The organism is Streptomyces sp. NBC_01546 (assembly GCF_045208355.1).
Classification (GTDB): domain Bacteria; phylum Actinomycetota; class Actinomycetes; order Streptomycetales; family Streptomycetaceae; genus Streptomyces.
Genome location: NZ_CP109379.1, coordinates 7,394,077 through 7,420,602 on the forward strand (window position 1 = coordinate 7,394,077; position 26,526 = coordinate 7,420,602).

22 protein-coding genes are annotated in these 26,526 nt (G+C 74.6%); 11 read left to right on the plus strand and 11 right to left on the minus strand.

Annotated elements, in window-relative coordinates; translation table 11 throughout:
* Positions 1–32: 32 nt before the first annotated feature.
* From OHA89_RS33755 to OHA89_RS33770, 4 genes are read right to left on the minus strand one after another with little or no spacing between them, the layout of a single operon-like run.
* Positions 33–1,004 carry an ABC transporter ATP-binding protein gene (locus OHA89_RS33755; RefSeq protein WP_406367813.1) on the minus strand — a complete coding sequence of 324 codons (972 nt, stop codon included), beginning with the start codon at positions 1,002–1,004 and terminating at the stop codon, positions 33–35.
* On the minus strand, positions 1,001–3,748 hold the full coding sequence (locus OHA89_RS33760; RefSeq protein WP_406367814.1) for a hypothetical protein: 2,748 nt from the start codon (positions 3,746–3,748) through the stop codon (positions 1,001–1,003). The genes OHA89_RS33755 and OHA89_RS33760 overlap by 4 nt, the downstream gene beginning before the upstream one ends.
* On the minus strand, positions 3,745–4,065 hold the full coding sequence (locus OHA89_RS33765) for a hypothetical protein (protein WP_406367815.1): 321 nt from the start codon (positions 4,063–4,065) through the stop codon (positions 3,745–3,747). The genes OHA89_RS33760 and OHA89_RS33765 overlap by 4 nt, the downstream gene beginning before the upstream one ends.
* A complete protein-coding gene (locus OHA89_RS33770) occupies positions 4,059–7,073 on the minus strand; it encodes an ABC transporter permease (protein WP_406367816.1) in 3,015 nt (1,004 codons plus the stop codon). Before OHA89_RS33770 ends, OHA89_RS33765 begins: the two co-directional genes overlap by 7 nt.
* 178 nt (positions 7,074–7,251) lie before the next feature.
* Between OHA89_RS33770 and OHA89_RS33775 the strand changes: the two genes are divergently transcribed.
* Positions 7,252–7,980, plus strand: coding sequence for an ABC transporter ATP-binding protein (locus tag OHA89_RS33775; RefSeq protein ID WP_215146973.1), 729 nt, complete (start codon positions 7,252–7,254; stop codon positions 7,978–7,980).
* A 95-nt stretch (positions 7,981–8,075) separates the two neighbouring features.
* Positions 8,076–8,927: a hypothetical protein gene (locus OHA89_RS33780; protein ID WP_266611613.1), complete on the plus strand. Its 852-nt coding sequence runs from the start codon at positions 8,076–8,078 to the stop codon at positions 8,925–8,927.
* 32 nt (positions 8,928–8,959) lie between these two features.
* Here OHA89_RS33780 and OHA89_RS33785 read toward each other — a convergent pair whose 3' ends face one another.
* Positions 8,960–9,868: a LysR family transcriptional regulator gene (locus OHA89_RS33785; RefSeq protein ID WP_266611615.1), complete on the minus strand. Its 909-nt coding sequence runs from the start codon at positions 9,866–9,868 to the stop codon at positions 8,960–8,962.
* 71 nt (positions 9,869–9,939) lie between these two features.
* On the opposite strand from OHA89_RS33785, the gene OHA89_RS33790 reads away from it, so the two are divergent.
* On the plus strand, positions 9,940–10,845 hold the full coding sequence (locus OHA89_RS33790) for an NAD-dependent epimerase/dehydratase family protein (RefSeq protein ID WP_266611616.1): 906 nt from the start codon (positions 9,940–9,942) through the stop codon (positions 10,843–10,845).
* A 27-nt stretch (positions 10,846–10,872) separates the two neighbouring features.
* On the opposite strand, the gene OHA89_RS33795 is transcribed toward OHA89_RS33790, so the two are convergent.
* Positions 10,873–11,625, minus strand: a complete 753-nt coding sequence (locus OHA89_RS33795) for a GntR family transcriptional regulator (RefSeq protein WP_266611618.1) — start codon at positions 11,623–11,625, stop codon at positions 10,873–10,875.
* A 206-nt stretch (positions 11,626–11,831) separates the two neighbouring features.
* Between OHA89_RS33795 and OHA89_RS33800 the strand changes: the two genes are divergently transcribed.
* The 7 genes from OHA89_RS33800 (at position 11,832) to OHA89_RS33830 (ending at position 19,305) form a co-directional block, all read left to right on the plus strand.
* The gene (locus OHA89_RS33800) at positions 11,832–12,995 is read left to right on the plus strand and encodes an ABC transporter substrate-binding protein (protein ID WP_406367817.1); all 1,164 of its coding nucleotides are present in this window, start codon (positions 11,832–11,834) and stop codon (positions 12,993–12,995) included.
* A complete protein-coding gene (locus tag OHA89_RS33805; protein ID WP_266611620.1) occupies positions 12,995–13,882 on the plus strand; it encodes an ABC transporter permease subunit in 888 nt (295 codons plus the stop codon). Before OHA89_RS33800 ends, OHA89_RS33805 begins: the two co-directional genes overlap by 1 nt.
* Complete coding sequence (locus OHA89_RS33810) at positions 13,870–14,802, plus strand: ABC transporter permease (protein ID WP_266611621.1); 933 nt, start codon at positions 13,870–13,872, stop codon at positions 14,800–14,802. Before OHA89_RS33805 ends, OHA89_RS33810 begins: the two co-directional genes overlap by 13 nt.
* 5 nt (positions 14,803–14,807) lie before the next feature.
* Complete coding sequence (locus OHA89_RS33815) at positions 14,808–15,914, plus strand: ABC transporter ATP-binding protein (RefSeq protein WP_266611622.1); 1,107 nt, start codon at positions 14,808–14,810, stop codon at positions 15,912–15,914.
* Complete coding sequence (locus tag OHA89_RS33820) at positions 15,911–16,576, plus strand: HAD family phosphatase (protein ID WP_266611623.1); 666 nt, start codon at positions 15,911–15,913, stop codon at positions 16,574–16,576. The genes OHA89_RS33815 and OHA89_RS33820 overlap by 4 nt, the downstream gene beginning before the upstream one ends.
* 67 nt (positions 16,577–16,643) lie before the next feature.
* On the plus strand, positions 16,644–18,527 hold the full coding sequence (locus tag OHA89_RS33825; RefSeq protein WP_406367818.1) for a serine/threonine-protein kinase: 1,884 nt from the start codon (positions 16,644–16,646) through the stop codon (positions 18,525–18,527).
* Positions 18,528–18,537: 10 nt separating this feature from the next.
* Positions 18,538–19,305 (plus strand): GntR family transcriptional regulator, encoded by a 768-nt coding sequence (locus tag OHA89_RS33830; protein WP_266611627.1) that lies wholly within the window; start codon positions 18,538–18,540, stop codon positions 19,303–19,305.
* On the opposite strand, the gene OHA89_RS33835 is transcribed toward OHA89_RS33830, so the two are convergent.
* Both OHA89_RS33835 and OHA89_RS33840 read right to left on the minus strand, forming a co-directional pair.
* The gene (locus OHA89_RS33835) at positions 19,295–19,858 is read right to left on the minus strand and encodes a phosphonate degradation HD-domain oxygenase (protein WP_406367819.1); all 564 of its coding nucleotides are present in this window, start codon (positions 19,856–19,858) and stop codon (positions 19,295–19,297) included. The genes OHA89_RS33830 and OHA89_RS33835 overlap by 11 nt on opposite strands.
* Positions 19,855–20,985, minus strand: a complete 1,131-nt coding sequence (locus OHA89_RS33840) for a TauD/TfdA family dioxygenase (RefSeq protein WP_406367820.1) — start codon at positions 20,983–20,985, stop codon at positions 19,855–19,857. The genes OHA89_RS33835 and OHA89_RS33840 overlap by 4 nt, the downstream gene beginning before the upstream one ends.
* A 148-nt stretch (positions 20,986–21,133) precedes the next feature.
* On the opposite strand from OHA89_RS33840, the gene OHA89_RS33845 reads away from it, so the two are divergent.
* The gene (locus tag OHA89_RS33845) at positions 21,134–22,204 is read left to right on the plus strand and encodes a DUF2330 domain-containing protein (protein WP_406367821.1); all 1,071 of its coding nucleotides are present in this window, start codon (positions 21,134–21,136) and stop codon (positions 22,202–22,204) included.
* Positions 22,205–22,227: 23 nt separating this feature from the next.
* On the opposite strand, the gene OHA89_RS33850 is transcribed toward OHA89_RS33845, so the two are convergent.
* From OHA89_RS33850 to OHA89_RS33860, 3 genes are read right to left on the minus strand one after another with little or no spacing between them, the layout of a single operon-like run.
* The gene (locus tag OHA89_RS33850) at positions 22,228–23,820 is read right to left on the minus strand and encodes a carboxylesterase/lipase family protein (RefSeq protein WP_406367822.1); all 1,593 of its coding nucleotides are present in this window, start codon (positions 23,818–23,820) and stop codon (positions 22,228–22,230) included.
* On the minus strand, positions 23,817–24,737 hold the full coding sequence (gene surE / locus OHA89_RS33855; RefSeq protein ID WP_266611632.1) for a 5'/3'-nucleotidase SurE: 921 nt from the start codon (positions 24,735–24,737) through the stop codon (positions 23,817–23,819). The genes OHA89_RS33850 and surE overlap by 4 nt, the downstream gene beginning before the upstream one ends.
* 44 nt (positions 24,738–24,781) lie before the next feature.
* Positions 24,782–26,044, minus strand: coding sequence for an MFS transporter (locus OHA89_RS33860; protein ID WP_266611633.1), 1,263 nt, complete (start codon positions 26,042–26,044; stop codon positions 24,782–24,784).
* Positions 26,045–26,526 lie beyond the last annotated feature (482 nt).

The window sequence follows — 26,526 nt, forward strand, 5'->3', positions numbered from 1 at the left end:
CGCGAAAGTGACGAAACCATTCGCGGGGCGCCTCAGCCCCCGTCCGCGTCGGAGTCGTCGCGGCGCACCTCGATGTGGTCGGCGGCGAGGTCGACGGCCACGCGCTGCTCCATGCCGAGGGCCTCCAGGAACTTCTGCGGCAGCTGGACGCGGCCGGTGCGGTCCAGCATCACGTACTCGCGTTCGCTCACCGATTCCGCGCCGTGTTCGTCGGTCACGGTGCGGCGCAGCACCTCGCTGCTGGTGCGGCCGTCGCGGATGGCCACCGTACGCCGGACCTCTCCGGCGACGAGCGGATCGTGGGTCACGATGACCACGGTGGCGCCCAACTCCCGGTTCACCGTGCGGAAGGCCTCGAAGATGGCGGCGCCGGTCTCGGAGTCCAGCTCGCCGGTGGGCTCGTCGGCGAGGAGGACCGCGGGGTCGTTGGCCATGGCCACGGCGATGGCCACGCGCTGCTGCTGGCCGCCGGAGAGCTCGGCAGGCCGGCGGCCCGCGAGATCGGTGATCTGCAGGGCTTCGAGGAGGTCGCCGACCCGGGCGGCCGCCCGGCGCCCGGCCGCGCCCCTGGCGGCCCGGCCCCTCAGCTGCATGGGGAGGGCGATGTTCTGGGCCGCGGTCAGGAAGGGCAGCAGGTTGCGGGCCGTCTGCTGCCAGACGAATCCCACCGCCTCCCGGCGGTAGCGCAGACGGTCCTTGGCGGACATCTCGAGCAGGTCGTAGCCGCCGACGGTGGCGGTGCCAGCCGTGGGGACGTCCAGGCCCGCCAGGATGTTCAGCAGGGTGGACTTGCCGCTGCCGGAGGCACCGACCAGGGCCACCAGATCGCCCTGGGCCACGGTCAGTTCGAGCCCCTGCAAGGCCTGTACCTCGACCCCGTCGGTGCTGAAGATGCGCACCAGACGGTCGCAGACGATTGCCGTGTCCGCCCCGGTCATACGGGGTGCGGCGGCGGCCAGGGCCTGCCGGCGCAGCTCTTCGTAGGTCGGCTGCTCGGTGTTCACCGCTGGTCTCCCGCTCTCAGCTCGGTGGAGATCTGTCGTCTGCCGGATATCGCCGCCTCCGCGAGCACGGCCACGGCGACCAGGGCCGCCAGGCCCAGCGCCTGGGTCAGCACGGGCCGCGCGGTGAGCCGCAGCCCCGCGGGCACCTGCGCACCGACCAGCGCGGAAAGGTCCACGGCCGGGCCGAGCAGGGCCACGGCCGCCGCCGCGACCAGCCCGCCGCCGACCGCGGCGACCAGCGCCTGCGGCAAGGCCTCGGCCAGGATCAGCGCCACGCCCTGCCGGGGACGAAGGCCCATGGTGCGCAGCCGTGCGAGCAGCGCGGCCCGGTCGGGCGCGGCCCGCATCAGCGTCAGCAGGACGGCCAGCACGGCGAATCCGGCGGCCCCGGCGACCGCCGCCCAGAACAGCCGTCCGGCCGAGTGCTGGAGCGGGTCGGCGGCGAGGCCGGCGACGGTGGCGGCACTCGTCCGCACCAGGACCTGCTCCGCGGTCGCGGCCGGGGTCCCGGCGCGGACCAGCTCCTCCAGCCGGTCCGCGTCGACGGATCCGGTGGCGAACCACCGGTTGGGGGTGGAGATCCGGGGCGTCAGGGCGACGGCCGGCTGCGCCGGCAGGACGAGGATGGCGGCTCCGCTGCCCGGCAGCGCCGGCGTGCCGTCGATCACGGCAGCGGCCCTGACCTGGAGTTCCTCGCCGCGGACCCGCAGCCGGTAGGCCTGGTCACCGGCCCGCGCGACCAGGTCGCCGCTGAACAGCGCGGGCAGCGGAGTGCCGGGGGCACCCCCGGCGAGCAGCGCCGGGTCGAAGCGGCCGCGCCCGACCGTACGGGCCAGCGCCGCGTACGCCACCGGGTCGACGACGACCACCCTGACCTGCGGGGAGCCCCGATCGGTGCCGAAGAGGAACGCGTCGTCCTCTTCCACCCAGGCGGCGACCGGCGTCCGTACCCCGGGCAGTTCGTTCGCCGCCCGGATCAGCTCAGGCGTCAGGGCTTCTCCCGCGGGCGCGGCGATCTGGGCGTCCCCGCCCACGGCCTGCCGGGCCACCTGGAGCCGCTCGGTGTCCACCGAACCCAGCACCGTGGCACCGAAGCCGCCCGTGGTCACCGCGAGCATCAGGGCGATCAGCGGCAGTACGGAAGGCCGCCCGCGGCCCCCGCCGCCCCGGGCGGCGCGGGCCAGCCCGAGGAAGCCGATCAGGCCCGGGCGCCGGCCGGCCGCCCGGGCCAGCGCCCCGACGAGGGCGGGCAGGAGCCGGGAGAGCAGCAGGGCGCCGGACAGCGCGAGCAGCAGCGGGGCGGCCACCAGCAGCGGATCGAGTCCGGCGGCGGGGGCGACGCCGCGGCGGCGTACCTCCAGCACGGCCGCGGCGGTGGCGGCGAGGACCAGCAGCTCGGCGACGAGGCGGCGCCGGGGGCGCGGCCCGTGCGGCGCGGACAGCAGTACGAAGGCCCGTACGGGGAAGGCCAGCAGGGCGAGCAGCGTCACGGCGGTGGCGGCGACCAGCGAGGCCGTCAGCCGGGGAGTCGGCAGCAGCCGTATGGCGAGCCAGGCGGCGAGCGCGGCGGCCGGCAGCACGGTGACGGCACCTTCGCCGAGCAGGCGGCGAACCAGGGAGCGGCGCGAGCCGCCGCGGGCCATCAGCAGCCGCAGCTCGGCCTCGCGCCGGTCCCCGGTGAGGGCGGCGGCCAGGCAGAACACGACGGCGGCCACCCCTGCGACACCGGCCGGGCCGATCGCGGCGAGCGGCGCTGCGCCCTGCTGCCGGGCCTCGGCCCGCTTGAACAGTTCGGGAAGGCGGGAGCTGATGTGCAGATCGGGCCGCTTGAAGGCGGCGGAGAGTCCGGAGGCGGTGGGGCCGGTGACGAAGGAGGCGATCTCGCGCGAGACGCCCGGCAGCAGGTCGGCCCGCAGGACACCGGTGTCCACGGGAAGCCGCCAGAAGTACTCGGCCCCCTCGCCCCAGGCGCCGATGCGGTCGAGGCCGTCCGCGCCGACGAGGGCGGCGGTCTGCCAGTACACCTTCGGCAGGGAGTCGGTGGTGCGGTTCTGGCAGGCCTTGGTCAGGCACGGCAGGTCGGTCCAGTAGACATCGGCGGGATCGGTGGCGTCGTACAGCCCGACGACCTCGGCCCGGAGCGTCCCGGAGATGCTCGGCGTGGATTCCAGCACGGTGCCGAGCGGGGCCTTGAGGGTCTCGGAGGCACTGCGCGACAGGGCCACCGGGACCGGGGCGCCGGGTTCGCCGCCGCTCGGCCAGCGGCCGGCGACCAGCGAGGTGTGGGCGGCGGCCTCCGGGAGGTGGACCAGGGTGAGCCGGGGGTCGACGGCCTCGGGCCGGTCCAGGCCGGGCGTGGCCAGGTTGCTGGCCTTCACACCGCGCGCCCCGTGGACGGGACCGCTCGCGTCGAGGCGGAAGGCGCCGCCGGTGCGTGCGCGCAGGGCGGCCAGTACGGTGTCCAGGTCCTGCGGGGTCATCCGCCCGCCACGGGAAGTGACGGAGGCGGAAAGGCTCGTCGGTCCGGGGCCCTGGTCGTGCAGGAAGGAACGCAGGGCCTGGTCGGCGCCGCGGTCCACGGCGCGCGGCAGCGCGGCCGCCAGCAGTACGGCGACGAAGGCCAGGGCGGCGCCGAGCAGCACGGTCAGCGGCGCCGCGCGGAGCCGGGTCCGCACCCAGGGAGCGGGGCGGTGCCCGCGCCCGTCGGCGGTGGTCGGGGCCGGGGTCGGGGCCGGGCGGGTCACATCTCCTCCAAGAGGCGCAGCCGGTCGGCGGTGCCCCGGGCGGTCCGGTCACGGCGGCCGCCGATCACGGCCGACAGCAGGGGCACCGCGGCGATCGCGGCGGCCATCAGCAGCGTTCCGACGGTCGGCAGGTCCACCAGCACTTCCGGCACGGGCCGCCGCGCGGCCGGCGTCAGCACGACCAGCGGCACCACCAGGTGGACGATGGCGGCGCCCAGCCCCACCCCGACGGCGGTCCCGAGGCCGACCAGGACACCGTTCTCGGCGGCGGCCGTGCGGCCGAGCCCGCGGCGGGGCGCACCCAGCGCCGTCAGCACGGCGAACTCCGGGCCCGCTCGCGCCCCGCGGCCGCGGCGGAGGCCCCGAAGCCGATCGCCGCCAGCACCGCGCAGGCCACCGCGAGGGCGGCGAGCGCGCTCTGCGGACCGGCGCTCAGCGGGTCCTCCAGCAGCGCGGCGGCCACTTCCCCGCGCAGCTCCACCTGTTGGCCACCGGCCCCGCCGCGCAGCTCGGCGGCGGCCCGCGCCGGAGCGGGGTCCCCGGCGGAGGCGGCGGGCAGCCACCACTCCGCGGGCGGCGGCAGCTCCCGCCCGGTGTCGGACGCCAGCAGCCGCCCGGCGGTGGCCAGATCCACGGCGAGCGCGGTGTCCCCGGCCACCGGCAGCGAGCCGACGGCGGCGGTGATCCGCACCGGCACGGTGGCGCCGCCCAGCGGCACGGGGACCAGGTCGCCGACGGCCGCCCCGACGGCGGCGAGGTAGCCGCGGGTGGCGATCCCGGGCACCTCGGCGGCGGGCGCGGGCCCGGCGAGCAGCCCGATCTGGACACCGCCGAAGGTGTCCGTGCCGCCGCGGTAGCGCAGCCGGAGCAGCGCCGGGCCGCCCGGAGCTTCCTGTGCGGGCAGGAGTTCGGCGGCGGGGGTGGCGCCGGACAGCGGCGGGGCCTTCAGGGTCCAGCCGGGCGGGGCCGCGGGGAGCGGCACGGGCACCGCCGCCGCGCGGGGGCCTCGGCGACCGCGAGGCGACGTACGGTCAGCTCCCGGGAGCGCGGGCTCGCCGGCCCCGGGCGGCTCGGGGCGGCCGCCCGGACCGGCCTCGAGGCCGTACGAGAGCACGAGCCCGGCCAGGCTCAGGGGGGCGGCGGCGGACCCGAGCGGGGCACCGGCCAGCGCGTCGAGGTCCACCGGGACGGTGCCCTCCCCGGATTCGGGGAGCGGGAGCAGGGGCGTGCGGTAGGTCAGGCCGAACCGGTCGCGCAGCAGCAGTCCCAGACCGGGGCGGCCACCCGAACGCGGGGTCTGGGCGGTCACCTCGACCTCGAGCCGGCGGGGGTGACCCGGCAGCTCTATGCCGCCGCCCGCCGAGCCGTTCGCGGCGGCGAGCGGCGTGAACAGCTCGCGCATGGCCCGCCCGTCCCTCAGGTCGCTGCGCAGCGGCACCCGTTCGGCCACTGCGGCGGCGTCCAGCGCGAGCACCTGCCCGGCCCGGCCGCCGGGCAGCTCCTGTTTCGTGCGGACCACCGGGATCACCCGTTCGCCGCCGGGCAGCGAGGAGTAGCGGCCGCCCCGGCCCAGCGGGGCCAGCTCGCTGCCGGAGATCCGCAGGCCCCCGGCGGTGGCGAACTCCGCCTGGTCGCGCTGGGAGGCGGTCCAGGCGGTGTGCTGGCCGAGCGCCAGGACCCCGCTGGACACGGCGAGGACCAGCAAGAGGACCGGGCCGGTGGCCCGCCTCGGCCGGCGGGCGAGCTGCCAGCCGACCAGCGCCGGGCCGAGCCCGCGGCCGCGCGCCGCCAGCCGGCCGCCCAGCCGCGCGGCGAACGGCAGCAGGCGCAGCACCAGCAGGGTGCCCGCGCACAGGGCCAGGGTCGGCGCGGCGACCAGCACCGGGTCGACGCCGAGCCCGCCGGACGCCCCGGCCGGGGCGGGCTCGTGCCCGGCGCCGCTGTACTGGGCGAGCTGCTGGTAGGCGAGGACGGCGAGCGCCACCAGCGCCAGGTCCGCGCCGGACCGGGCGGCCCCGGCGACCAGGGCCTGGCGGCGGCCGCTGCGGCGCAGAGCGGAGGCCCCCGCGCCGCGCAGCACGGCGGGCAGCGCGGTCAGGGCCACGCACCCGAGGGCGCAGGCGGCCGCGACGGGCCACAGCAGCCAGGTCCCGGAGGTGTCCAGGGGGACCCGCGACAGCGGGCCGTAGCCGCTGAGGAGGTCGAGCAGGGGTGGGGTGAGGAGGGGTGCCAGAACGGCGGCGGGCAGGGCCAGGAGCAGCGATCCGGCGGCGCCGAGGGCGCCGAGCCGGGCGCGTGAGGCGCCGCGCGCGGTGAGCAGGACCCGCTCCGGCTCCTGGCGGTCCGTCAGCAGCTGGGCGACCAGCAGAAGTGCGGCCGCGGCGAGGACGGCGAGCTGGAGCGCACCGACCAGCAGGGAGGACCGGGCGACGAGCCGGCCCGACTCCAACTCCTCGAGCAGGACCGGGAGTTCCGTCTTGATCTGGAACCCGGCGGGGGTTTTCACCCCTGCTTCCCCCGAGCCGCCCGCCAGTCCCGCCGCGCGCTCGCGCAGGGCCCCGGCCTCGGCGGCGCGCACGGTGGTGAAGTCGGCGGTCAGGAGCGAGCCGCGGCTGTTCTGCGGAAGACCGCCCGCGGTGAAGGCGGTGTCGTCGACGAGCAGCGGGCCGTAGGTGGTGAAACTGCTGACCTGGAGTTCGCGGCCGCCGAGCGGGTCGAGCCGCCAGTACGGGTCCGCCGGATCGGCTGCCCGGTACACCCCGGTGACCAGCACCGTGAGCGGGGCGCCGCCGTACCGGTCGGCCAGGCGCACCTCGGCGGGCAGCGCGGCCTCGGTCAGCCCGAGCCGGACCAGCGCCGCCCGGGGCACCGCCACCCCCAGGGGGGACGGGCCGCCCGCGGAGCCCGCACCGCCCGCCGCCTGTGGCCACTGGCCCGCGAGCAGTCGTACGCGCCGGCGGTCGAAGGAGGCGAGCAGCGTCAGATCGGCTTCCCTGCCGGGGGCGGCGGCGCCCGGCAGGCCGTACGGGCGGCTGCGCGCCAGGCTCTCGACGCCGACCGGGAGCCGGCCGAACAGCTCGTCCGCGAAGCCCCGTACGGCCGCGTCGTCCTGGGTGCGTGCCGGCGCCGGGTGCTCGCCGGTGACCAGCACGGTGGCCCGTTCCCGGCCCGGCCCCTGGAGGGCCTGGCGCAGCCCGGCATCGCCCACGCCGCGCGTGAAGGCGAACAGCGCCGTCAGGACGGTCGTGGTGATCAATACGGTCAGCAGTACGGCGGCGGCGAGCGGCAATCGCCCGCGCAGCCGGCGCACGACGAAGCCGAGCATGTGCCTGTTCCTCCCCCGACCGGACCACTGGCACCGGATAGCGGACGATGCTGTCAGATTCGAACGCACGGGGGAAGGGACTTGCGCGAAGGATGTGACGGATGAGCAAATTCGAGCAGGAGGTGCCTCGGGCGGCGTCCTCCGTCGGCCGATTCGAGTCCCAGGGGGAGCCCACAACATGACGCAGCACCAGGACGGCACGGCCGCGGACCGGACGCCCATGGTCGTCGTGGACGACGTGCACCGGAGCTTCGGCAGCGGCCCGCGGACCGTACACGCCCTGCGCGGCGTCTCGTTCGAGGTGCGCCGCGGCGAACTCACCGCGCTCAAGGGCCGCTCCGGCTCCGGCAAGACCACCCTGCTGAACCTGGTCGGCGGCCTGGACACCCCGACCACGGGAGCCGTCCTGCTCGACGGCACCCCGCTGGCCGGCCTCGACGAGCCGGGGCTGCTGGCCCTGCGCCGGGACCGGATCGGCTTCGTGTTCCAGTCCTTCGGCCTGATCCCCGTCCTCACCGCCGCCGAGAACGTCGGGGTCCCCATGCGGCTGCGCAAGATCCCGGCCCAGCAGCGCGAGGAACGCGCCAGGACCCTGCTGGCCCTGGTGGGCCTGGCCGAGCACGCGGGCCAGCGCCCCGGCGAACTCTCCGGCGGCCAGCAGCAGCGCGTGGCCGTGGCCCGCGCCCTCGCCAACGAACCCGACCTGATCATCGCGGACGAACCGACCGGCCAGCTCGACTCCGAGACGGGGCGCTCGATCATGCGGCTGCTGCGCGCGGTGGTGCGCAGCGAGGGCGTCACCGCGCTGGTCGCCACCCACGACCCGGCTCTGATCGAACTGGCCGACCGGGTGGTGGAACTGCGCGACGGCCGCATAGCCGATGAACACCGGCCGATGAACCTCTGATCCGATCGGATCTGAACTGATCGGATCGGATCGGGCGGCGCGCGGAGCGGTGACGGTCCCCCGTCCACGGGCGGTGATGACGGACAGTGGGCCGCGTGGATGTGGAAGAGATCATCGACACCCTGTACGCGCTGCCCCCGGCGCGGTTCACGGCGGCCCGGGACGAGGCCGCCGCCCGCGCGAAACGGGCCGGGGACCAGGCCGCGGGGAAGCGGATCGCGGGACTGCGCCGCCCCACGCTCGCGGCCTGGACGTCGAACACGCTGGTCCGTGCGAAGCCGGACGAGGTCGAACAGTTCCGCCAGCTCGGGCAGGCGCTGCGGGCGGCGCACCGGTCCCTGGACGGGGAGCAGTTGCGCGATCTGTCCCACCAGCAGCACGTGGTGATCGGGGCCCTGGCCCGCGAGGCGCTCCGGCTGGCCGAGGAGGCCGGGACGGCCGTGTCCGAGACGGTGGTGCGGGAGGTCGAGCAGATCCTGTACGCCGCTCTCGCCGATCCGGAGGCGGCCGAGGCCTGGGCCTCCGGCCGGCTGACGAAGGCCCCGGCCCTGTCGACGGAGTTCCCCGGTGTGGACCCGGACGCCGTACCGACCGCCCCGCCCGCGCCGTCCGCGTCACCCCCGGAGCCGACCGCCCCGCCCGAACCCCGGGTGACCGCCGCCCGCGCCGCCGCCCAGGACGCGCAGTGGGCGGCCGTGGCGCGGGAGGACGAACTACGGCTGGCCGAGGAGGCCCGGCAGCGGGCCGTCGGGCAGGCGGCGGCCGCCGATGCGGAGCTCGAGCGCGCCACGGCCGCCCGGGACCACGCGTACGCCGCCGTGGCCGAGACCGAGGAACGCCACCGCGAGGCCGACCGGGAGGCCAGAAAGGCCCGCCGCGCGGCGGAAACCGCCGCCCGCCGCCTGCGCACCCTGACGGCCGGGACACCGGAGGACGGGGCCGGCTGACGGGCGGCTCGCCCGCGCGGACAGGAGGCGGTTCACGGGTGGGCTGCCTGGTGGGCGGTGGCGGTCAGGGCTTCGGTCAGGGATCGGGCGTACGGGTGGGGGCGGCGTCGGCGGGGGAGGAGGAGGCCGATGTGGCGGGCGGGGCGCGGGGGTTCGACGCGGATCACCGTCAGTTCCGGGGACGGGGCCAGCGAGACGTTCGGGACCAGTGAGACGCCCACGCCCGCCGCGACCAGGGTCTGCGCGAAGAAGTAGTCGGTGGTGGACGCCCCCACCCGGAGGTCGAAGCCGGCGAGTTCCGCGTAACGGCGCAGGAACGCCTCCGTCTTGAGGCAGCCGAGCACCCAGCGCTCGCCGGAGAGCTCGGCCAGGCTCAGCGAGGACCGGTCCGCGAGCCGGTGCCCGTGCGGCAGGACCAGCCAGAGCGGGTCCTCCATCAGCGGGACCCAGTCGAGCGCCGGGCGCTCGCCCGGCCGCACGGGCGGCGGCCCGTCGAAGTGATAGGTGAGGGCGAGGTCGGCCGCGCCGCCGCGCACCATCGGCACGGCGGCCTCCGGCTCGCTCTCCAGCACCGTCAGTTCCACCTCCGGATGCGCGGCCACGAACCGGGCGAGCGCCGCGGGCAGCAGGTGGCGGCCGCCGCTGGTGAAGGTGGCCACGGTCAGGCGCGGCCGCGGAGCGGTGAGCCGGTCGATCTCGTGGCGGACCTGGTCCAGTTCGGCGGAAATCGCCTCCGCCGCCTCCACCAGCAGCCGTCCGGGCTCGGTCAGGGTGACCCCGCGGGTGCTGCGCACGGCCACGGGGTGGCCCAGGGTGCGTTCCAGCGCGGCGATGTGCTGGGAGACGGCCGACGGGGTCAGCAGCAGGGCGCCGGCGGCCCTGTTGAAGCTGCCGTGCTCCGCCACGGCCCGCAGGACGCGCAGCCGCTGCACATCGATCATCAGTTTTCCTTCATACGGGTTCAGCCGATCACCAGTTCCGCTGGGGACCCTACAACGGCAGAGTCGACCGCATGAACACGATTCTTGTCATCGGCGGGAGCCGGTACTTCGGAAAGTCCCTGGTCACCAAGGCGCGGGACGCGGGGAACGAGGTCACCGTGCTCAACCGGGGCTCCAGCGCCCCGCCCGTCGGTGTCGGCCACGTCGTCGCCGACCGCGACGACGAGGAGGGGCTGCGGACGGCGCTGGGTTCGCGCACCTTCGACGCCGTCATCGACCAGGTCTGCTACACGCCCCGGCAGGCCGCCGTCGCCCGGCGCGTCCTCGCCGGGCGGACCGGCCGGTACGTCATGACGTCCACGATGGAGGTGTACGACCCCGCCACCCTCCGCGGCCGCGCGGCGAACGGCGGGACCCCCGTCACGGAGGACTCCCTCGACCTGGCGGGCACCGGGCTCACGGCGCCGTACGCGGACCCCGCGCACGCCTACGCCGAGGGGAAGCGGCAGGCCGAGGCGGTCTTCCTGCGCGAGCCCGCCTTCCCGTTCGTCTCCGTACGGACCGCCCACGTCCTCGGCGGCGGCCGGGAGGAGTTCACCGGGCGGCTGGCGCACTACGTGGAGCGGATCGCCGCCGGGACCCCGGTCGACGTGCACAAGGCCCCGTACGCCACCTCGTTCATCCATCACCGGGAGATCGCGGACCTGCTGTACTGGGCGGCCGCGCAGAGCTTCACCGGGCCGGTGAACGCGGCCTCCCACGGGGAGCTGGACGTGACCGGGCTCTGCGAGCTGGTCGCCGCGCGGCTCGGGCGGCGGCCGCGGTACCGGGTGGTCGAGGAGGGCGCCGCCGCCTCGCCGTTCTCCTTCGACCGCGCCTACGCCATGGACAACGGCCGCGCCGCCGCCCTGGGTTTCGGCTTCGGCCGGGTCGCCGAGTGGCTGCCCGGGGCGATCGCCGAAGCGGCCGGGCACTAGCCCGGACAGGACCCGGCCGATCGGGAGTCAGCCGTCTCCGGCCCGCCGCTCCAACGGGGTTGCTACCGCCGAGTTGCTCACACTGAAGGTGACGCTCCCAGCCCGGTAGCGGTCGTCGGACCACTCGATCGGGCGGCCCGTCGCGGTCGCGGAGACGTGCCGCTGGCGCAGCAGCGGGCTTCCGCGCCGGACCTCCAGCAGCCGGGCGTCCTCGCTGCCCGCGCCGAGGGCGTCGATGAGGTGCTCGCCGTGGTGGGCGACGATCCCGGAGCCCTGGGCCAGGCTGTCCATGACGGAGCGGCAGTCCGCGGGCAGCGCCTCGACGGCCGCCGCGACCCAGTCCGCGTAGGCGGTCCGCTCCACCATGGTGGGCTCCCCGTCGAGCAGGCGCAGCCGCAGCACGGCCAGGATCTGCGTACCCGGGTCCAGCGCGAGCCGCTCCGCCTCCTCGGCCGTGGCAGGTCTGCGGATCCGGGACAGGAAGCGGCTGTCCGCCCGGTGCCCGACCCCCTCGGCCCACTGGGCGAAGCTGTTCAGCTCGCCGAAGCTGTGCCGGCGCTCCTGGCGCAGGACGGTCCGCCGCGCGCCCTGCCGGGAGCCGATCAGCCCCTCCGCGGCGAGGCTGGCGACCGCCTGGCGGACGGTCCCGCGCGACGCGGACCAGCGCGCCGCCAGATCGCTCTCGGAGGGCAGCTGTGCGCCCACCGGGAGTTCGCCGGAGGCGATCGCCGCGCGCAGCGCCTCGGCGATCTCCACATGCCGGACCGTGCCCGTGCCCATGCCCTTCGCCCCCTGATCGCCGTGCGTCCGATTCCGCTTCCCAAGATCATTCCAACAGGCGTTTCCCGGATTGCCGCCGACATTCTCGTCTCTTCGTCGAGCCGTGCTCCCGCAGACAGCCTCCGTTCACCGTCCGTACAGCGGGCCCGGGCGAACTGGAGCCAACTTGTTCAGACAAGTGAACCCCTTCGTCTCCGGGAGAGACCGTGCTCAGTTCCTCCGCCCGTCGCGGTGCGGCCGTACTGCTCAGCGCCGCCGTCCTCACCACGCTCAGCGCGTGTGGTGCCGCACCTGACCCCAAGTCCGGCGCCGCCGGCGACGCGAAGAGCAAGGTGCAGCCGGGCGCCGCCGCCTCGGTGGCCGACTTCGGTTCCATGGAGGCCCTCGTCGCCGCCGCGCAGAAGGAGGGCAAGCTCAATGTGATCGCGCTGCCGCCGGACTGGGCGAACTACGGCGAGATCATCAAGGCCTTCGAGGCCAAGTACAAGATCAAGGTCAACAGCGAGAACCCGGACGCCTCCAGCGCCGACGAGATCGCCGCCGTCAAGTCCCGCAAGGGCCAGGACCGCGCCCCCGACGTGATGGACCTCGGCATCGCCTTCGCCCGCAGCGGCGCCGCGGAGAACCTGTTCGCCCCGTACAAGGTCACCGCCTGGGACAAGATCCCGGCCGGCCAGAAGGACGCGGACGGCCGCTGGTACAACGACTACGGCGGCTACGTCTCCATCGGCTGCGACGCCGCGAAGATCCCCACCTGCCCGCAGACCTTCGCCGACCTGCTGAAGCCCGAGTACAAGGGCAAGGTCGCCCTCAACGGCAACCCCACCAAGTCCGGTTCGGCCTTCGGCGGCGTCTACGCGGCCGCCCTCGCCAACAAGGGCTCCTTCGCCGACATCCAGCCCGGCATCGACTTCTTCGGGCAGCTGAAGAAGAGCGGCAACTTCATCCCGGTCGAGTCCACCCCGGCCACCGTGGAGAAGGGCGAGACGCCCATCTCCATCGACTGGGACTACCTGAACGCCGGCTACGCCGAGCAGTTCAAGGGCAAGGGCGTCGACTGGAAGGTCGCCGTCCCCACCGACGGCGTCTACGCCCAGTTCTACTCGCAGGCCATCAACAAGGAGGCCCCGAACCCGGCGGCCGCCCGCCTGTGGATGGAGTTCCTGTACAGCGAGGACGGCCAGAACCTCTGGCTCAAGGGGCACGCCCGCCCGGTCCTGCTGCCCGTCATGACCCAGGACGGCACCGTCGACAAGGACGCCGTCACCAAGCTCCCGCAGGTCCAGGGCACCCCCGCCTTCCCGGCCTCCGAGGAGCTCGACAAGGCCAAGGCCACCCTCGCCGAGAAGTGGGACAAGGCCCTCTCCTGATGCCCACCACCCCCTCCCGTACCGCCGGCGGCACCAGCCGCCGGCGGCGCGGCCCCCGCACCTGGCTCGCCGCCCTCCCGCTGCTGGCCTTCACCGGACTCTGCTTCGGCCTCCCGCTCGGCGCCATCGCCTTCGGCGCGGTCACCCGCACCGACCCGGCGGACGGCGCCACCCGGCTGACCGGCGAGCACCTCGCGCGCTCGCTCCAGGGCCCGTACCTCGGCTCGCTCATCGGCAGCGTCCAGCTCTCCGCCCTCACCGCACTGATCGGCGGAGTGCTCGGCGTCCTGATCGCCCAGGCCGTGGTCACCTCCCGCTCCACCGCCCTGCGCAGTGCGGCGCTCACCGCCTCGGGCGTGCTCGCCAACTTCGGTGGCGTTCCCCTCGCGTTCGCGTTCATCGCCACCGTCGGGATCTCCGGAGTCGTCACCCAGCTCGCCGACCTCACGAGCCTCGGCTGGAGCCTGTACTCCTTCACCGGCCTCACCGTGATCTACCTGTACTTCCTGATCCCGCTGATGGTGCTGGTGATCGCCCCGGCGCTGGAGGGCCTGCGCCCGCAGTGGCGCGAGGCCGCCCAGAACAACGGGGCCAGCGGATGGCAGTTCTGGCGCCACGTCGGCCTGCCGGTCCTCGCACCCTCCCTGCTCGGCGGGTTCGTGCTGCTCTTCGGCACCGCCTTCGCCGCGCACGCCACGGCCGCCGCTCTCGTCGGCGGGTCCGTCCCGCTGGTCACCCTCAAGATCGCGGACGCGCTGTCCGGCAACGTGCTCACCGGCCAGGAGAACGTGGCGCTCGCCCTCGGCCTCGACATGATCCTGATCGCCGGCCTGGTCATGGCGGTCTACCTGCCCCTCCAGCGACGGAGCGCCCGATGGCTGCGATGACCCCGACCGCCCCGGACACCGAGGCCCCGACGCGGACCCCGGCGCAGCGCCGGACCGCCTCCCGCCCCCGCTCCGGCGCGAGCCGCGGGACGGGCATCTGGCGCGGAGCCGTGCTCGCGCTGACGGGCGCGTACTTCCTCGTCCCGCTCCTCGCCTCCTTCGTGTTCACCGTGCACGTGCCCGGCCAGGGGATCACCTTCGAGGCGTACACCGAGCTGCTGTCCGCCGACGGGTTCACCGAGAGCCTGCTGCTCTCCCTCGGCCTGGCCGCCGCCACCATCGCGCTGTCGCTGCTGCTCGCGGTGCCCGCGCTGGTCGCCGTCCGCATCGGCTCCCCGCGTCTGCGGCCCGTCGTCGAGATCACGTGCATGCTGCCGCTGGTCGTGCCGCCGATCGCCCTCGTCACCGGCATCACCACCGTGCTGCGCTGGGGACCGGAGCACCTGTCGCGGACCCCGCTCTACCAGACCTTCCTCGCCGTCCAGAACGAGAAGTTCCCCGTCGTCCTGGTCCTCGCGTACACCGTGCTGGCACTGCCCTTCGTCTACCGCTCGCTCGACGCCGGACTGCGTGCCGTCGACGTGCCGACCCTGGTCGAGGCGGCCCGCAGCTGCGGCGCGAGCTGGCCGTACGTGGTCCTGCGGGTGCTGCTGCCGAACCTGCGGGCCTCGATCGCCGGCGCCGCCTTCCTCACGCTGGCCCTGGTGCTCGGCGAGTTCACCATCGCCTCCCTCCTCGGGTTCCAGCCCTTCGCGGTGTGGATCGTCTCGATCTCCGGAGCCCAGGCCCGGATGTCCGTGGCCGTGTCCGTCCTCAGCCTCCTGATCACCTGGCTGCTGCTGCTCGCCCTCTCCCGGGCCGGAACCGCCCCGTCCACCGCCGCGGCCGCGCCCGCCACCACCTCCCGCAAGGAGTCCTGACCCCGATGTCCACCACGCCCACCGCCCTTCCCGCCGCCGGGAAGCCGGCCGCCGATTCCGCGCAGCCCGCGGGCGCGCGCGTCGAATTCCGCGGCCTGCGCCGGGCGTTCGGCTCCACCGTCGCCCTCGACGGCCTCGACCTCACCGTCGAGCCCGGCGAACTCCTGGCCCTGCTCGGCCCGTCGGGCTGCGGCAAGACCACCGCCCTGCGCGTCATCGCCGGATTCGAGCAGCCCGACTCCGGTGAGGTCCTGGTCGACGGAGCGGACATCACCCGGGTCCCGGCCAACCGCCGCGACGCGGGGATGGTCTTCCAGTCGTACAGCCTCTTCCCCAACCTCAACGCCCGCGACAACGTGGCCTTCGGCCTGCGCGTTCGCAAGGTCGGGGCGGCGCAGCGCCGCGAGCGTGCGGCCGAACTCCTCGACCTGGTGGGCCTTCCCGACCACGGCGACCGCTACCCGCACCAGATGTCCGGCGGCCAGCAGCAGCGCGTGGCCCTGGCCCGCGCCCTCGCCCTGCGCCCGCGCGTGCTGCTGCTCGACGAGCCGCTCTCCGCACTGGACGCCAAGGTACGGGCGAACCTGCGCGAGGAGATCCGCAGGCTCCAGCTGTCCCTCGGCATCACCACCGTGTTCGTCACGCACGACCAGGAGGAGGCGCTGTCGATGGCCGACCGGGTCGCCGTCCTGAACGCCGGCAAGCTCGAACAGTGCGCCGCCCCGGCCGAGTTGTACGAGCGTCCCGCGACGCCGTTCGTCGCCGAGTTCGTCGGCACCATGAACCGGCTGCCCGGACAGCTCACCGACTCCGGCCTGGTGGCGGTGGCGGGCGTCCGGCTGCCGGTGGACGGCCCCGTCCCGTCGACCCCCGAAGTGGAGGTCCTCGTACGCCCCGAGAACGTGACGGCGACCGCCGATGCCGAGGGCGAGGCCACCGTGGTCTCCGCCTCCTTCTTCGGCTCGGTGACCCGCCTCCACCTCGAGCTGCCCGGCGGTGTACCGGTCAAGGCCGACCTGCCCTCCCGGGACGCCGGGGCGCTGGTGCCGGGCGCCCGGGCCGCCGTGGGACTGGCCGAGCGGCCCGTGCTCGTCGTGGCCAGGACCGCGTGAGCGTGAGCGCCCTCGGCGCGGTCCTGTTCGACATGGACGGCACCCTCGTCGACACCGAGGTGCTGTGGTGGCGGACCACCGAGGAAGTCGCCGACGGCCTCGGCCACCGGCTCACCGGCGCGGACGCGCCGGAGGTGGTCGGCCGCGCGGTCGAGGACACCGCGGCGCACCTCGTACGGGCCGTGGGCGGGGGAGATCCGGCCGCGATCGCGGCCGAGCTCACCGAGCGGTTCTTCCGCCGGGTGGAGGCTGGGGCGCCCATGCGGCCCGGCGCCCAGCGGCTGCTGACCGCCCTGGAGGCGGACGGCGTTCCCTTCGCCCTGGTCAGCGCCTCGCCGCGGGTGGTCGTGGACTCGGTGGTCGGCGGCTCGCTGGCCCATGTCCCCTTCGCCTTCACCGTGTCCGCCGACGACACCGAGCGGACCAAGCCGCACCCGGACCCGTACCGGGCGGCCGCCGGGCGCCTCGGCCTCGAACCGGGCGCCTGCGTGGCGGTGGAGGACTCGCCCGACGGGGCGGCCTCGGCGGAGGCGGCCGGCTGCGGGGTCCTCGTCGTCCCCTCGCTGCTGCCGGTCCCGGCGTCACCGCGGCGGACCTTCGCGCGGTCCCTGGAGGACGTCACCCCCGCGCTGTTGAGGGGTCGCGTGGGGCCGCCCGTGTGAGACCCGGCCCGGTTGGTTGGGTAGGGTGCCGGACGTCGGGAGAGATCTGCGTGGGAGACATGAGTTGATGAGTGGTCAGCAGCCGGGCCGGGACAGTTCGCCTCAGGTCTTCCAGCCGCTTGCCGGCGACGACCCGACCACCATCGCCGGGTACCGGCTGGCCGCCAAGCTCGGCGCCGGCGGCATGGGCAAGGTCTACCTCTCGTACACCCCCGGCGGCCGGCCCGTGGCGATCAAGGTGATCCGGCCCGAGTTCGGCGAAGACGCCGAATTCCGGCGCCGGTTCACCCAGGAAGTGCAGTCCGCGCAGCGCGTGCAGGGGCTGTTCACCGCTCCCGTCATCGACGCCGACACCGACAGCGCCCAGCCCTGGCTGGCCACCGCGTACGTGCCGGGGCCCTCCCTCGCCGACGCGGTGGTCGCGCACGGGGCGCTGCCCGTCGAGGCGGTGCTGCTGCTGATCGCCGGCATGGCCGAGGCCCTGCACGTCATCCACGGCGCGGGCATCGTCCACCGGGACCTCAAGCCGTCCAACGTGCTGCTCGCCGCGGACGGGCCCCGCGTCATCGACTTCGGCATCGCCTACGCCGCCGACGCGACCTCCCTCACCGGCAGCGGGGTGACCATCGGCACCCCCTCCTTCATGGCCCCGGAGCAGGCCGCGGGGCGCAAGGTGACCCCGGCCACCGACATCTTCGCGCTCGGCCAGGTCGCCGCGTACGCCGCCACCGGAACCCCGGCCTTCGGCGAGGGGACCTCGCACGGCGTGCTCTACCGCATCGTCCACGAGGAGCCCGACCTCAGCGGGGTGCCGGAGCGGCTGACCGAACTGGTCACCCGGTGCCTCGCCAAGGACCCCGAGGCCAGGCCCTCCCTGTCCGAGATCATCGCGCTCTGCCAGGCCGCCAACGCCGAGACGGTGCTGCGCCGCCCCGAGGACTGGCTCCCGGCCCCGGTCGCCGCCGACATCACGGTGCGCGCCGCCGCCCCCGCCCCGGTGCAGACCCCGCCGCCCCCGGCGACCGCCCCGGCCGTGCCGGCGTACACGCCCACCGCGCCGGTGGCTCCGGCCACCCCGCCCCCGGGGTTCGGCCCGCCGCCGCAGCAGCACACGCAGCCGCAACAGCCCCAGCAGCCCCAGCAGCCCCCGCAGTCGTACCCCACGCCCGCGCCCACGCCTGCCCCGGCCCCCGGACCCGCCGCCGCGCAGGCCCACGCGCAGCACTACGCCCCGACGCATTTCCCGGCGCAGCCCCAGCCCCAGCAGCCCCGGCCGTACCCTGGCCAGTTCATGCCGCCGCCCGCCCAGCCCCCGCAGAGCAAGGGCAAGAAGGGCCTGCTCATCGCCCTGGCGGCCGCGCTGGTCTTCGCCGTGGCGGGGAGCGCCACGGCGTACGTCCTGCTGAAGAACAACAAGGGAGGGCAGGCGCAGGGCAGCGGCCCCTCGCAGGACAAGGGCAAGGACGCGGAGCAGGCCGCAGGAGGCCAGACGGGGTCGGCCAAGCCGAGCGCCAAGCCGAGTACCAAGCCGAGTGCCAAGGCCGACCCGACGCCGGCCGACTTCAAGGCGATCAACCTCACCGCCGGCTACCACCTGACCCTCGGGGACGACGACGTCCGGCCCCAGCAGGGTGAGGACGGCGGGTACGAACTCTCCTACGACACCGGCGGATACCTCGACGCGGAGACCTCCGAGGGGAACCTGGTGCTGCTCGATCCGGGGCAGGAGGGCTCCCTCGCCGCCTGCCGCGCCGAAACCCGGTTCGCCAAGAACATCTATCTGACCAAGCTCGCGAAGGGCCGCCAGATCTGCGTCATCACGGGGACGGGGCACATGGGCCTGGTGACCGTGCAGGGGTTCTCGCCCGAGGGCTCGCCGAGCAAGTACATGACGCTGGACGTCACCGTCTGGCGCAACGCCGTCGGCGCCGGCTCCGGCTCGCGCAGCTGAGCCCGTGCCCGTGAACCCGGCACCGGAACCGGCATCCCGGCGGACACCGCTCCACCGGACCGTCGCTGCGGATCTGCGGGCCGCCATCACGGCGGGCGAGTACGACTCAGGCGCCCGGCTGCCCGCCGAGGACGAACTCGCCCGCCGCTACGGCGTCTCGCGCGGTACGGTCCGCCAGGCGCTGGCCGCGCTGCGCAGCGACGGGCTGATCACCTCGCGCCGAGGCACCCGCCGGGTGGTCCTGGCCGGGCCCGGCGGCGGGAGCGGTACGACCGAGCTGCGCAGCTTCACGCGGTGGGCCCGCTCGCTGGGCGAGCAGCCGGGCGGACGTACCGACTCCGTCGTCCGGGGGCGGGCGGACGCCGAGGAGGCGGAGCAGCTGCGGATCGAACCGGGCGCCACCGTCCACCGCGTGCTGAGGCTGCGCACGCTGTCGGGCGCCCCGGTGATGGTGGAGCGTACGACGTACCCCGGGGCGGTGGGGGAGCTGGTGGCCGCCATGCCCGCGGACACCGTCTCGTACTCGGAGCAACTCGCCCTGCACGGCGTGCTGTTCACCGACGCCCACCACACCATCGACCTCGTGCCCGCGGACGCGGACGACGCGCGGCTGCTGGGCTGCCGGGCCGGGGAGTCGCTGCTCCGGGAGCGGAGGCGCTCCACCGACCCGGCGGGGGTCCCGGTGGAGTGGTCCCAGGACCGGTACCTGCCGGGGACGGTGGCCTTCACCGCCCACAGCACGGCGGCCGGTGCGCTGGGCCGGAGGCTCAGGCCCTGACCAGCAGCCGTTCCAGCAGAGGGCGGAAGTACTCGAAGTCCGGGATCGCCGCCTCCGGGTCCTTGGCCTGCTCGTCCCAGCGCCGTACGGCCACCGCGTCGGCCGCGCCGGGCAGTGCCTCGAAGGCGCGCGCCTGGGCCTCGGTCATCGGGCCGCCCTGTACGCGCAGGGTGTGTACGGAGGCCTCGGACAGCAGGTCGAAGTAGCCGGGCTCGGCCGTGCACAGGTAGCGCTTCGCGGCGACGTGCAGCCGAACCGGCTCGGTCACCTCCGGTCCGAACCACCGGGCCAGCCAGTCGGCGCCGGTGTGGCTGTGCCGGTTGTCCAGGCCGTCCTCCATGAGGTCCCGCCCGGTCACGGCTCCGTGGAAGTGCCCGATGTCGTGCAGCAGCGAGGCGGCGACGAGATGCGCCGGGGCGCCGGCCGCCTCGGCGAGGGCGGCGGCCTGGAGCATGTGCTGGGCCTGGGTGACGGCCTCGCCGAAGTACTCGGCGCTGCCCTCGCCCTCGAAGAGCGCGGCGAGGGTGTCGATGGGGCTGATGTCACGGGTCATGAGCGGTCTCCTCCACGGCGCAGGACGGACAGGGTGGACAGCAGGCCGTCGAGGTCGGCGTAGGCGCCCTGGAGGTGGCGGGCGCCGGACTCGGCGAAGGCCGTACGGGCGTGCAGCAGGCGGGTGTTGTCGAAGACCACGCAGTCGCCGGGGGCGAGGCGGAAGTCCAGCTGGAGCTCGGGGCGCAGCAGCAGCTCCGCGAAGCTCCGGTAGGCGGCGTAGAACTCCTCGACGACCGCGGCGGGCTGGTGCAGGGTGCCGATGGAGCGGTTGTTGAACCGGATCTCGCGGATGCGCCCGAGCGGGTCCACGCCGATCAGCGGCCGGTGGGCGCGCAGCTCGGTGCGGGCGTCGGCGAAGGCGAACTCCACGGGCACGCGGGTCAGCACGGCGAAGGCGTCCGGGTCCTCGGCGCGCAGCAGCGCGGCGGCGCGGAAGCCGTCGACGAGTCCGGAATCCCCGCCCCGGGCCTCGTTGCTCAGACAGTGCAGCAGCTGGAGCGTGGGTATCGGGTCCCGGTACGGGTTGTCCGTGTGCGGGGTGATCCGGGCCCCGGTGAAGGCGAGGTTGTTGGGGTCGGCCTCCACCCGCACCTCGAAGAGTTCGCCGTAGTTCGTCTCGCGCACGAAGCCGAAGGTGCGTGCCACGTCGAGGACCATCCGGTCCCGCGGCGGTACGCCGCGCAGGAGGACGAAGCCGAGGCGCACCACGCTCTCCAGCGTCCGCATCCGGACCCGGCGGTCGCCGATGTACGCGTCCCAGCCGGCCTCGGGGATCCGCCCGGCCAGGTCTGCCGCGGCCCACGTCTCCTTGTCCGCCTCGGTCCGGCCGTCGCCCGCGTGGGGCGCGCCGGTGGCGGGTGCGGCGCCGGGCGCGTGGGCGGTCAGCCAGGCCTGCGGGTAGACGGACCGGTGTCCGTCGGGCTCCCACCGCATTTCCAGGCCGGGGCTGCCGTCGGCGGCCGGTACGCCGCTTCGTACCGCGCCGATGGCCAGGCCGTCGGGCAGGTCGGTGATCTGGAACAGCTTCTGGCCGGTGCGCGGATCGCGGCACTCGGCGCAAGGACAGTTGTCGCGCAGCCAGAACGCCGGCGGATGGGCCGGGTGGATGGTCTCCGTCACGGACATCGATGCTCCCGTCAGAGTTGTATATACAACTTTCGAGACGGCATGCTGGCAGCGCCGGATGACCGGAAGGTGTCGGCAAGGTGTCCGCGGGCCCCGCCCGCTCCCGAGGAACCGGATCGGGCGGGCCGTCGTCTGAGACCCCGTGTGGATGAAACGAAGAATTCTGGTCCTGCTGTTCGCCCTGCTCGCGACCCAGTTGGGCTCGCTCGTCAACCCCGCGTGGGCCTGCGGATGCGGTGCGATGATCCCTGAGGGCTACGCGCGGATCGGGGTCGAGAAGGAGACCTCCGTCGTGCGCTGGGACGGCCGCACCGAACAGATCGTGATGCGGTTCGTGGTGCGCGGGGACGCGCCCCGGGCGGCCTGGATCATGCCGGTGCCGGGGCGGGCCACAGTGGACCTCGCGGACGGGGCCATGTTCGGCGAGCTGTCCCGGCTGACCGAGCCGCAGGAGAAGACCCGCCACTACTTCTGGCCGCGCGAGGACGACTGGCCCTTCTCCTCCCGCTCCCGGGACGGCATGGTCGGAGCCATGCCCGGCGCCGGTGCGCCCTCGGTCGGGGTGGTGGGCCGGGAACAGCTCGGCGACTTCGACGTCGCGCGCCTGACCGCGACCGACCCGGACGCGCTGCGGAACTGGCTGGAGGACAACGGCTTCAAGCTGCCGGACGGCCTCGCCACCGAACTGAAGCCCTACGTGGACCAGAAGTGGGAGTACGTCGCCGTCCGGCTCGCCCCGCGACAGCAGGGCAAGAAGCTGCAGGGCACCCTGGACCCGCTGAAGATCCGCTTCGACAGCGACCGGCTGGTCTACCCGATGCGGCTCTCCCGGATGGCGAAGACCCCGCAGTCCCTCGGCCTGTACGTGCTCGCCGACCACCGCATGGAACCCGGCTCCACGATCGGCGGCTCCGCACCGAAGGTGACCTTCGCGGGCACCGTGACCGCGAAGGACGCTCCCCTCGCCGAACTCACCGGCGGCAAGCCGGTGTTCCTGACCGCGATCGATCAGGAGTTCCCGGAGCCGGGCCGCATCGACGGGGACCACGAACTGCGCGCCACCGCCAAGGACACCCCGTACCGCCGCACCGTCTACCACGACGAGCTGCTCACGGTGGGCGACGGCGTACCGGTGTGGCTCCTGACGGTGGCGGCGGCCCTGGTGGTGTCGGCCGCCGCCATCACGGTCCGGCTCCGGCGCCGCCGGCGGACCTCCTAGGACAGGGCCTGGAAAGGCCGGTCCTAGAAGGGCCGGTTCGGCTGGGTCCGCCAGAACGCGCACTGGTGGTCCGCCCCGAACGACGAACCCGGACCGGCCTCCACCGGGCCCAGGGTGAGGACCGGGGCGACCCCGGAGCCGGGGACGACCGCCGGCCAGCGCGCCTGACCCGGCACGACGGGAGAGCCGAAGCGGGCGAAGGCACCCCAGTAGCGCTTCATCCGGGTCGCCAGCGCCACCTGCACCGGGGTCAGCGGCCGTTCACCCATGGTGAAGTCGTGCAGATAGGCCAGCTCGGCACTGTGCGCGTTCGACTGGTCCAGGCCCGGCACCTGCGCCCCGGCCAGCGTCGGCGACTGCGGATCGTCGAACTCGTACGCGTACGTCGGCACCTGGGACGCGAACAGCTCCGCGGTCCACGCCGTGTGACAGGCGAACGTGGAGTCCGTCATGACAGCCGAAAGCGCCAGATAGGGCGAGCCGTGGGCCTCGACCGGATAACGGGCCAGCACCTCGGGCCCCGCGTCCCCGTACCCCGCGAGGACCTGCGCCGTGTACTGCTCCCGGGTCAGCTGCGGCTGCGTCAGCGCGACGAAGAACCGGGCCTCGGAACGGGTGCTGCCGATCAGGACCGGCACCTTGTTCCACGCCCCGCTCCGGACGGCCCGCTCCGGATCGGCCGGCAGCAGGTCGTCGCCCGACGCCGGACCCGGGGTGGGCAGCGTACGGGCCGCCTCGACCAGAGCGGCTCCCGGGGCGCCGCGCAGACACGCGGCGACCCCGGCCGGACCGCCGCACCCCGCCTGGGCGGCGAACTCCCGCGCCAGGGCCTCGGCCCGGGCCCTGTCGGGCGTACGCAGCAGGGTGCACGGCCCGCTCTGCAGCACCGCCCGGTGGAACAGGCCGGCCGCCGAAGGCGCCGCCAGCAGCGCGCACACGGAACCGCTGCCCGCGGACTGGCCGGAGACCGTGACACTGTCCGGATTCCCCCCGAACGCGCCGATGTTCTCCCGGGTCCACCGCAGCGCCGCGATCTGGTCCATCAGCCCGAAGGAGCCGGAGCGCACCTCGTGCTGCCCGTTCAGCTCGGGAATGTCCAGATAACCGAGCTGCCCCAGCCGGTAGTTGATGCTGACCACCACGGTCTGGGTGAGCTCGGCCATCGTCCGCCCGCCGAACTGGGTCCCGGTGCCCTGGCTGTACGCACCCCCGTGCATCCAGACGATCACCGGGAGCCGGGCTCCGGGCCGGGCCGTCCGGGGCCGGTACACGTCCAGGTACAGGCAGTCCTCGCTGACGGCCCGCGGATCACGCAGGCCGAACGGGGAGAACTGCAGGCACGCGGGAGCCTGTTGGCCGGCCTCCCGCACCCCGGTCCAGTGCGACGGCGGCTGCGGCGCCCGCAACCGGGCGTCCCCGACCGGGGGAGCGGCGTACGGGACGCCCAGGAACTCCTGCGCCCCGTCCCGGGCCTGTCCGCGAAGGGCGCCCTGCTCGAGGGCGACCACCGGGTGCCCCGATCCGCCGGCCTGTGCCGTCGCCGGAGCCGTCGGGATGAGCAGGGCGACCGCCAGGGCGAGGACGGCGCCGAGCAGGGGCCCGGTCCGGCGTTTCACGGGCGGAGCCCGGCGATCAGGGCGGAGGCCACGGCCTGGTCGGCCGGGCCGGTGTTCCAGTCGGAGTTCATCGGGCTGACGGCGATCCGGCCCGCGCTGACGGCCTCGATGTCGCCGCCCTTGACCGCGGGCCGCAGCGCCACCTTGACGGTGACCTTCCAGGTGCCGTCGCCGGAGTCGGTGAAGTCCGGCTGGAGGAAGTTCTGCGGATCCTGGAAGGTCGCGGCCACCCCGGCGGCCGTCCCCGTACCGTCCGCGCCGACCACCGGGTGGTTGACGTTGAGGCCGACACCCGCGGGCAGCAGCCGCCCGGACCGGGCCCGCGTCTGCAGCCGGTCGATCAGCTTGACCGCGAAGTCGAGGGTCGGGCCCATGGCGTTGACGGTGGTGACCGGGTCCGGCGCGGTCACACCGCCGGTGCTCAGCGCGATGGCGGGCACGCCGGACTCCAGCGCGGCGACGGCGCCGCCGACCGTACCGGAGTGGGTGGCGAGCCCGCCGACGTTCGGGCCGAAGTTGGTGCCGGAGACAACGAGGTCGGGGGCCTTGTCCGCGAAGACCTCGGCCAGCCCGAAGGCGACGGAGTCGCCCGGCGTGCCGTCGACGGCCCACACCTTGGGCTCGGGGTGCTTCACCGCGAGGGTGGGAGCGCTCATCATCTTCGTGCCGGTGCCGCTCTGGTTGGTGAGCGGGGCCACGATCGTGACGTCGTGGCCGGCCGCGGTCAGCCGCTCGAACGCCTTCCGGATGCCGGGGGCGTTGTAGCCGTCGTCGTTGGTGAGCAGGATCCGCAGCGGGGCGGCGGGCTCGTGCCCCGGGGCGGCGGTCTGCGGGGAGGCGGCCGCGGGCGCCGTACCGGCCAGGGCCGGGGTGCACAGCAACAGGGCGGCCAGCGGCAGAACACGCTTGCGTATCACGGGGATGCTCCTTCGGAGGGGTGGGTGAGGGTGGGTTCGGGGGATCAGCGCACGCTGCGGATCGGGAGGATGGCGAGCGCGCCGATCAGGGACAGGGCCCCGCCGGCCAGGAAGAGCGGGGTGTAGCCGCCCAGTCCGGTGACGATGGCCGAGGCGACGAACGGGGCGATGATCTGCGGCCCGGCGTTCGCGATGTTGAGGACGCCCATGTCGCGGGCGGCGTCCTCGGCCCGGGGAAGGACCAGGGTGACCAGCGCGGTGTCGACGGCCATGAAGCAGCCGAAGGCGAGGCCGTTGAGCGCGCTGAACACGATCATGCCGGTCCACGTCGGGCTCACCACGGGGACCGCCATGACGAGTCCGGCCAGTGCGGCCGAGACGCCCACGAACACCTTGCGGCGGTTCCACCGGTCGGACAGCAGGCCGCCCAGCACGGTCGAGAGGGCCATCGCGACCATCGACACCGGGGTGAGGACGGCCATGGCGGCGGGCGGGGTCAGTCCGGCGGGCAGCGCGATGTGGTCGTCGAGGATGTACAGCTGGTAGCCGACGACCGAGAAGTAGCCGAGGACCATCAGGGCGCGGCCGATGAAGGCCCACCTGAAGTCGTGGTTGCCCAGGGAGGAGAGGAAGGCGGCGAGCCGGGCGCCCTTGGGACGGGCGGCCGCGGCGGCAGCCGCCGCCGTGGCGGACGCGCTGCGCGGGAGATCCCGGCAGAAGGTGGTGAGCGCCAGCGCCGCCACGGCGACGATGGCACCGAAGACCAGGTAGCCCGTACGCAGGTGTTCCGCGGTCTGTGAGGCGACGAGGACGCCGACCGTGCCGCCGATGGGCAGACCCAGTCCGACCAGCGCGGACGCGGTGCCGCGGCGGGCGGCCGGGATGCGGTCGGGCACGATCGCGGTGACCGCGGCCTGGTAGACGTTCATGGTCGCCTGCACCAGGCACCAGCCGATGCCGACCAGGAGCGCGGTGCTCACGCTGCCGAGGAAGGCCAGGGCGGCGAGCGAGGCGAGGGCGCCGCCCAGGATCCAGGGGCCGCGGCGCCCGGTGCGGTCGGAGAGGGCGCCGGCGATCGGGTTGAAGGCGGTGGCGAAGATCGAGCTGACTCCGCCGACCAGGCCCAGGACGGCGACCTTGTTGACGGGGTCGATCTCGGCGATCTGGAGGGGCAGCAGGACCGAGCCCACGCCCATGTAGACCGCCATCATGGCGGAGTTGGCGAACAGCAGCAGGGGCAGCAGCCCGCGCTGGCGGGGCGGTTCGGGGGCCGCGGGGACGGGATCGACGACGTCGGGCAGGGCCATGACGACTCCTCGGGGACGGAGCGGGGAGGTGGCGGGTGCGGGGGCGCCGCACAGGCGGGGAGCGGCGGCGGAACGCCGAAAGACGCGGCGGACGAGCGCGGTTCACCTGATGTTGTTACACGTGTCACCTAAGGCGCTGGACACTGTGTAGCACCCATTTCCGGCCACCGCCAGGGGATGTGCGGGGTCGTGGTGCAGATCGTGACCGCCCGGAGATCCCTTGCTGCCATGACGTGTAACCAAGGCTTGTGCGACGACGGGGTCTCGGCCATACTCCGCGCCGCGGCGCGACGGCCCCTTGCGTCGGCAGGGTCCTGGCGGCGCGTCCGTCGGCGGGGCTGGTGGTGTTCCCGTTGTGTGCGGGACGCTGGTGATGGAGGCGGCGGGTCTTCACTGAAGAGCGCCCCGGGTATCGCGAAGTATTGACGGTCGAGAATTTCACGCAATACTCTCGTGGTGTCGGCGCGCATCCGGCGCGCGAC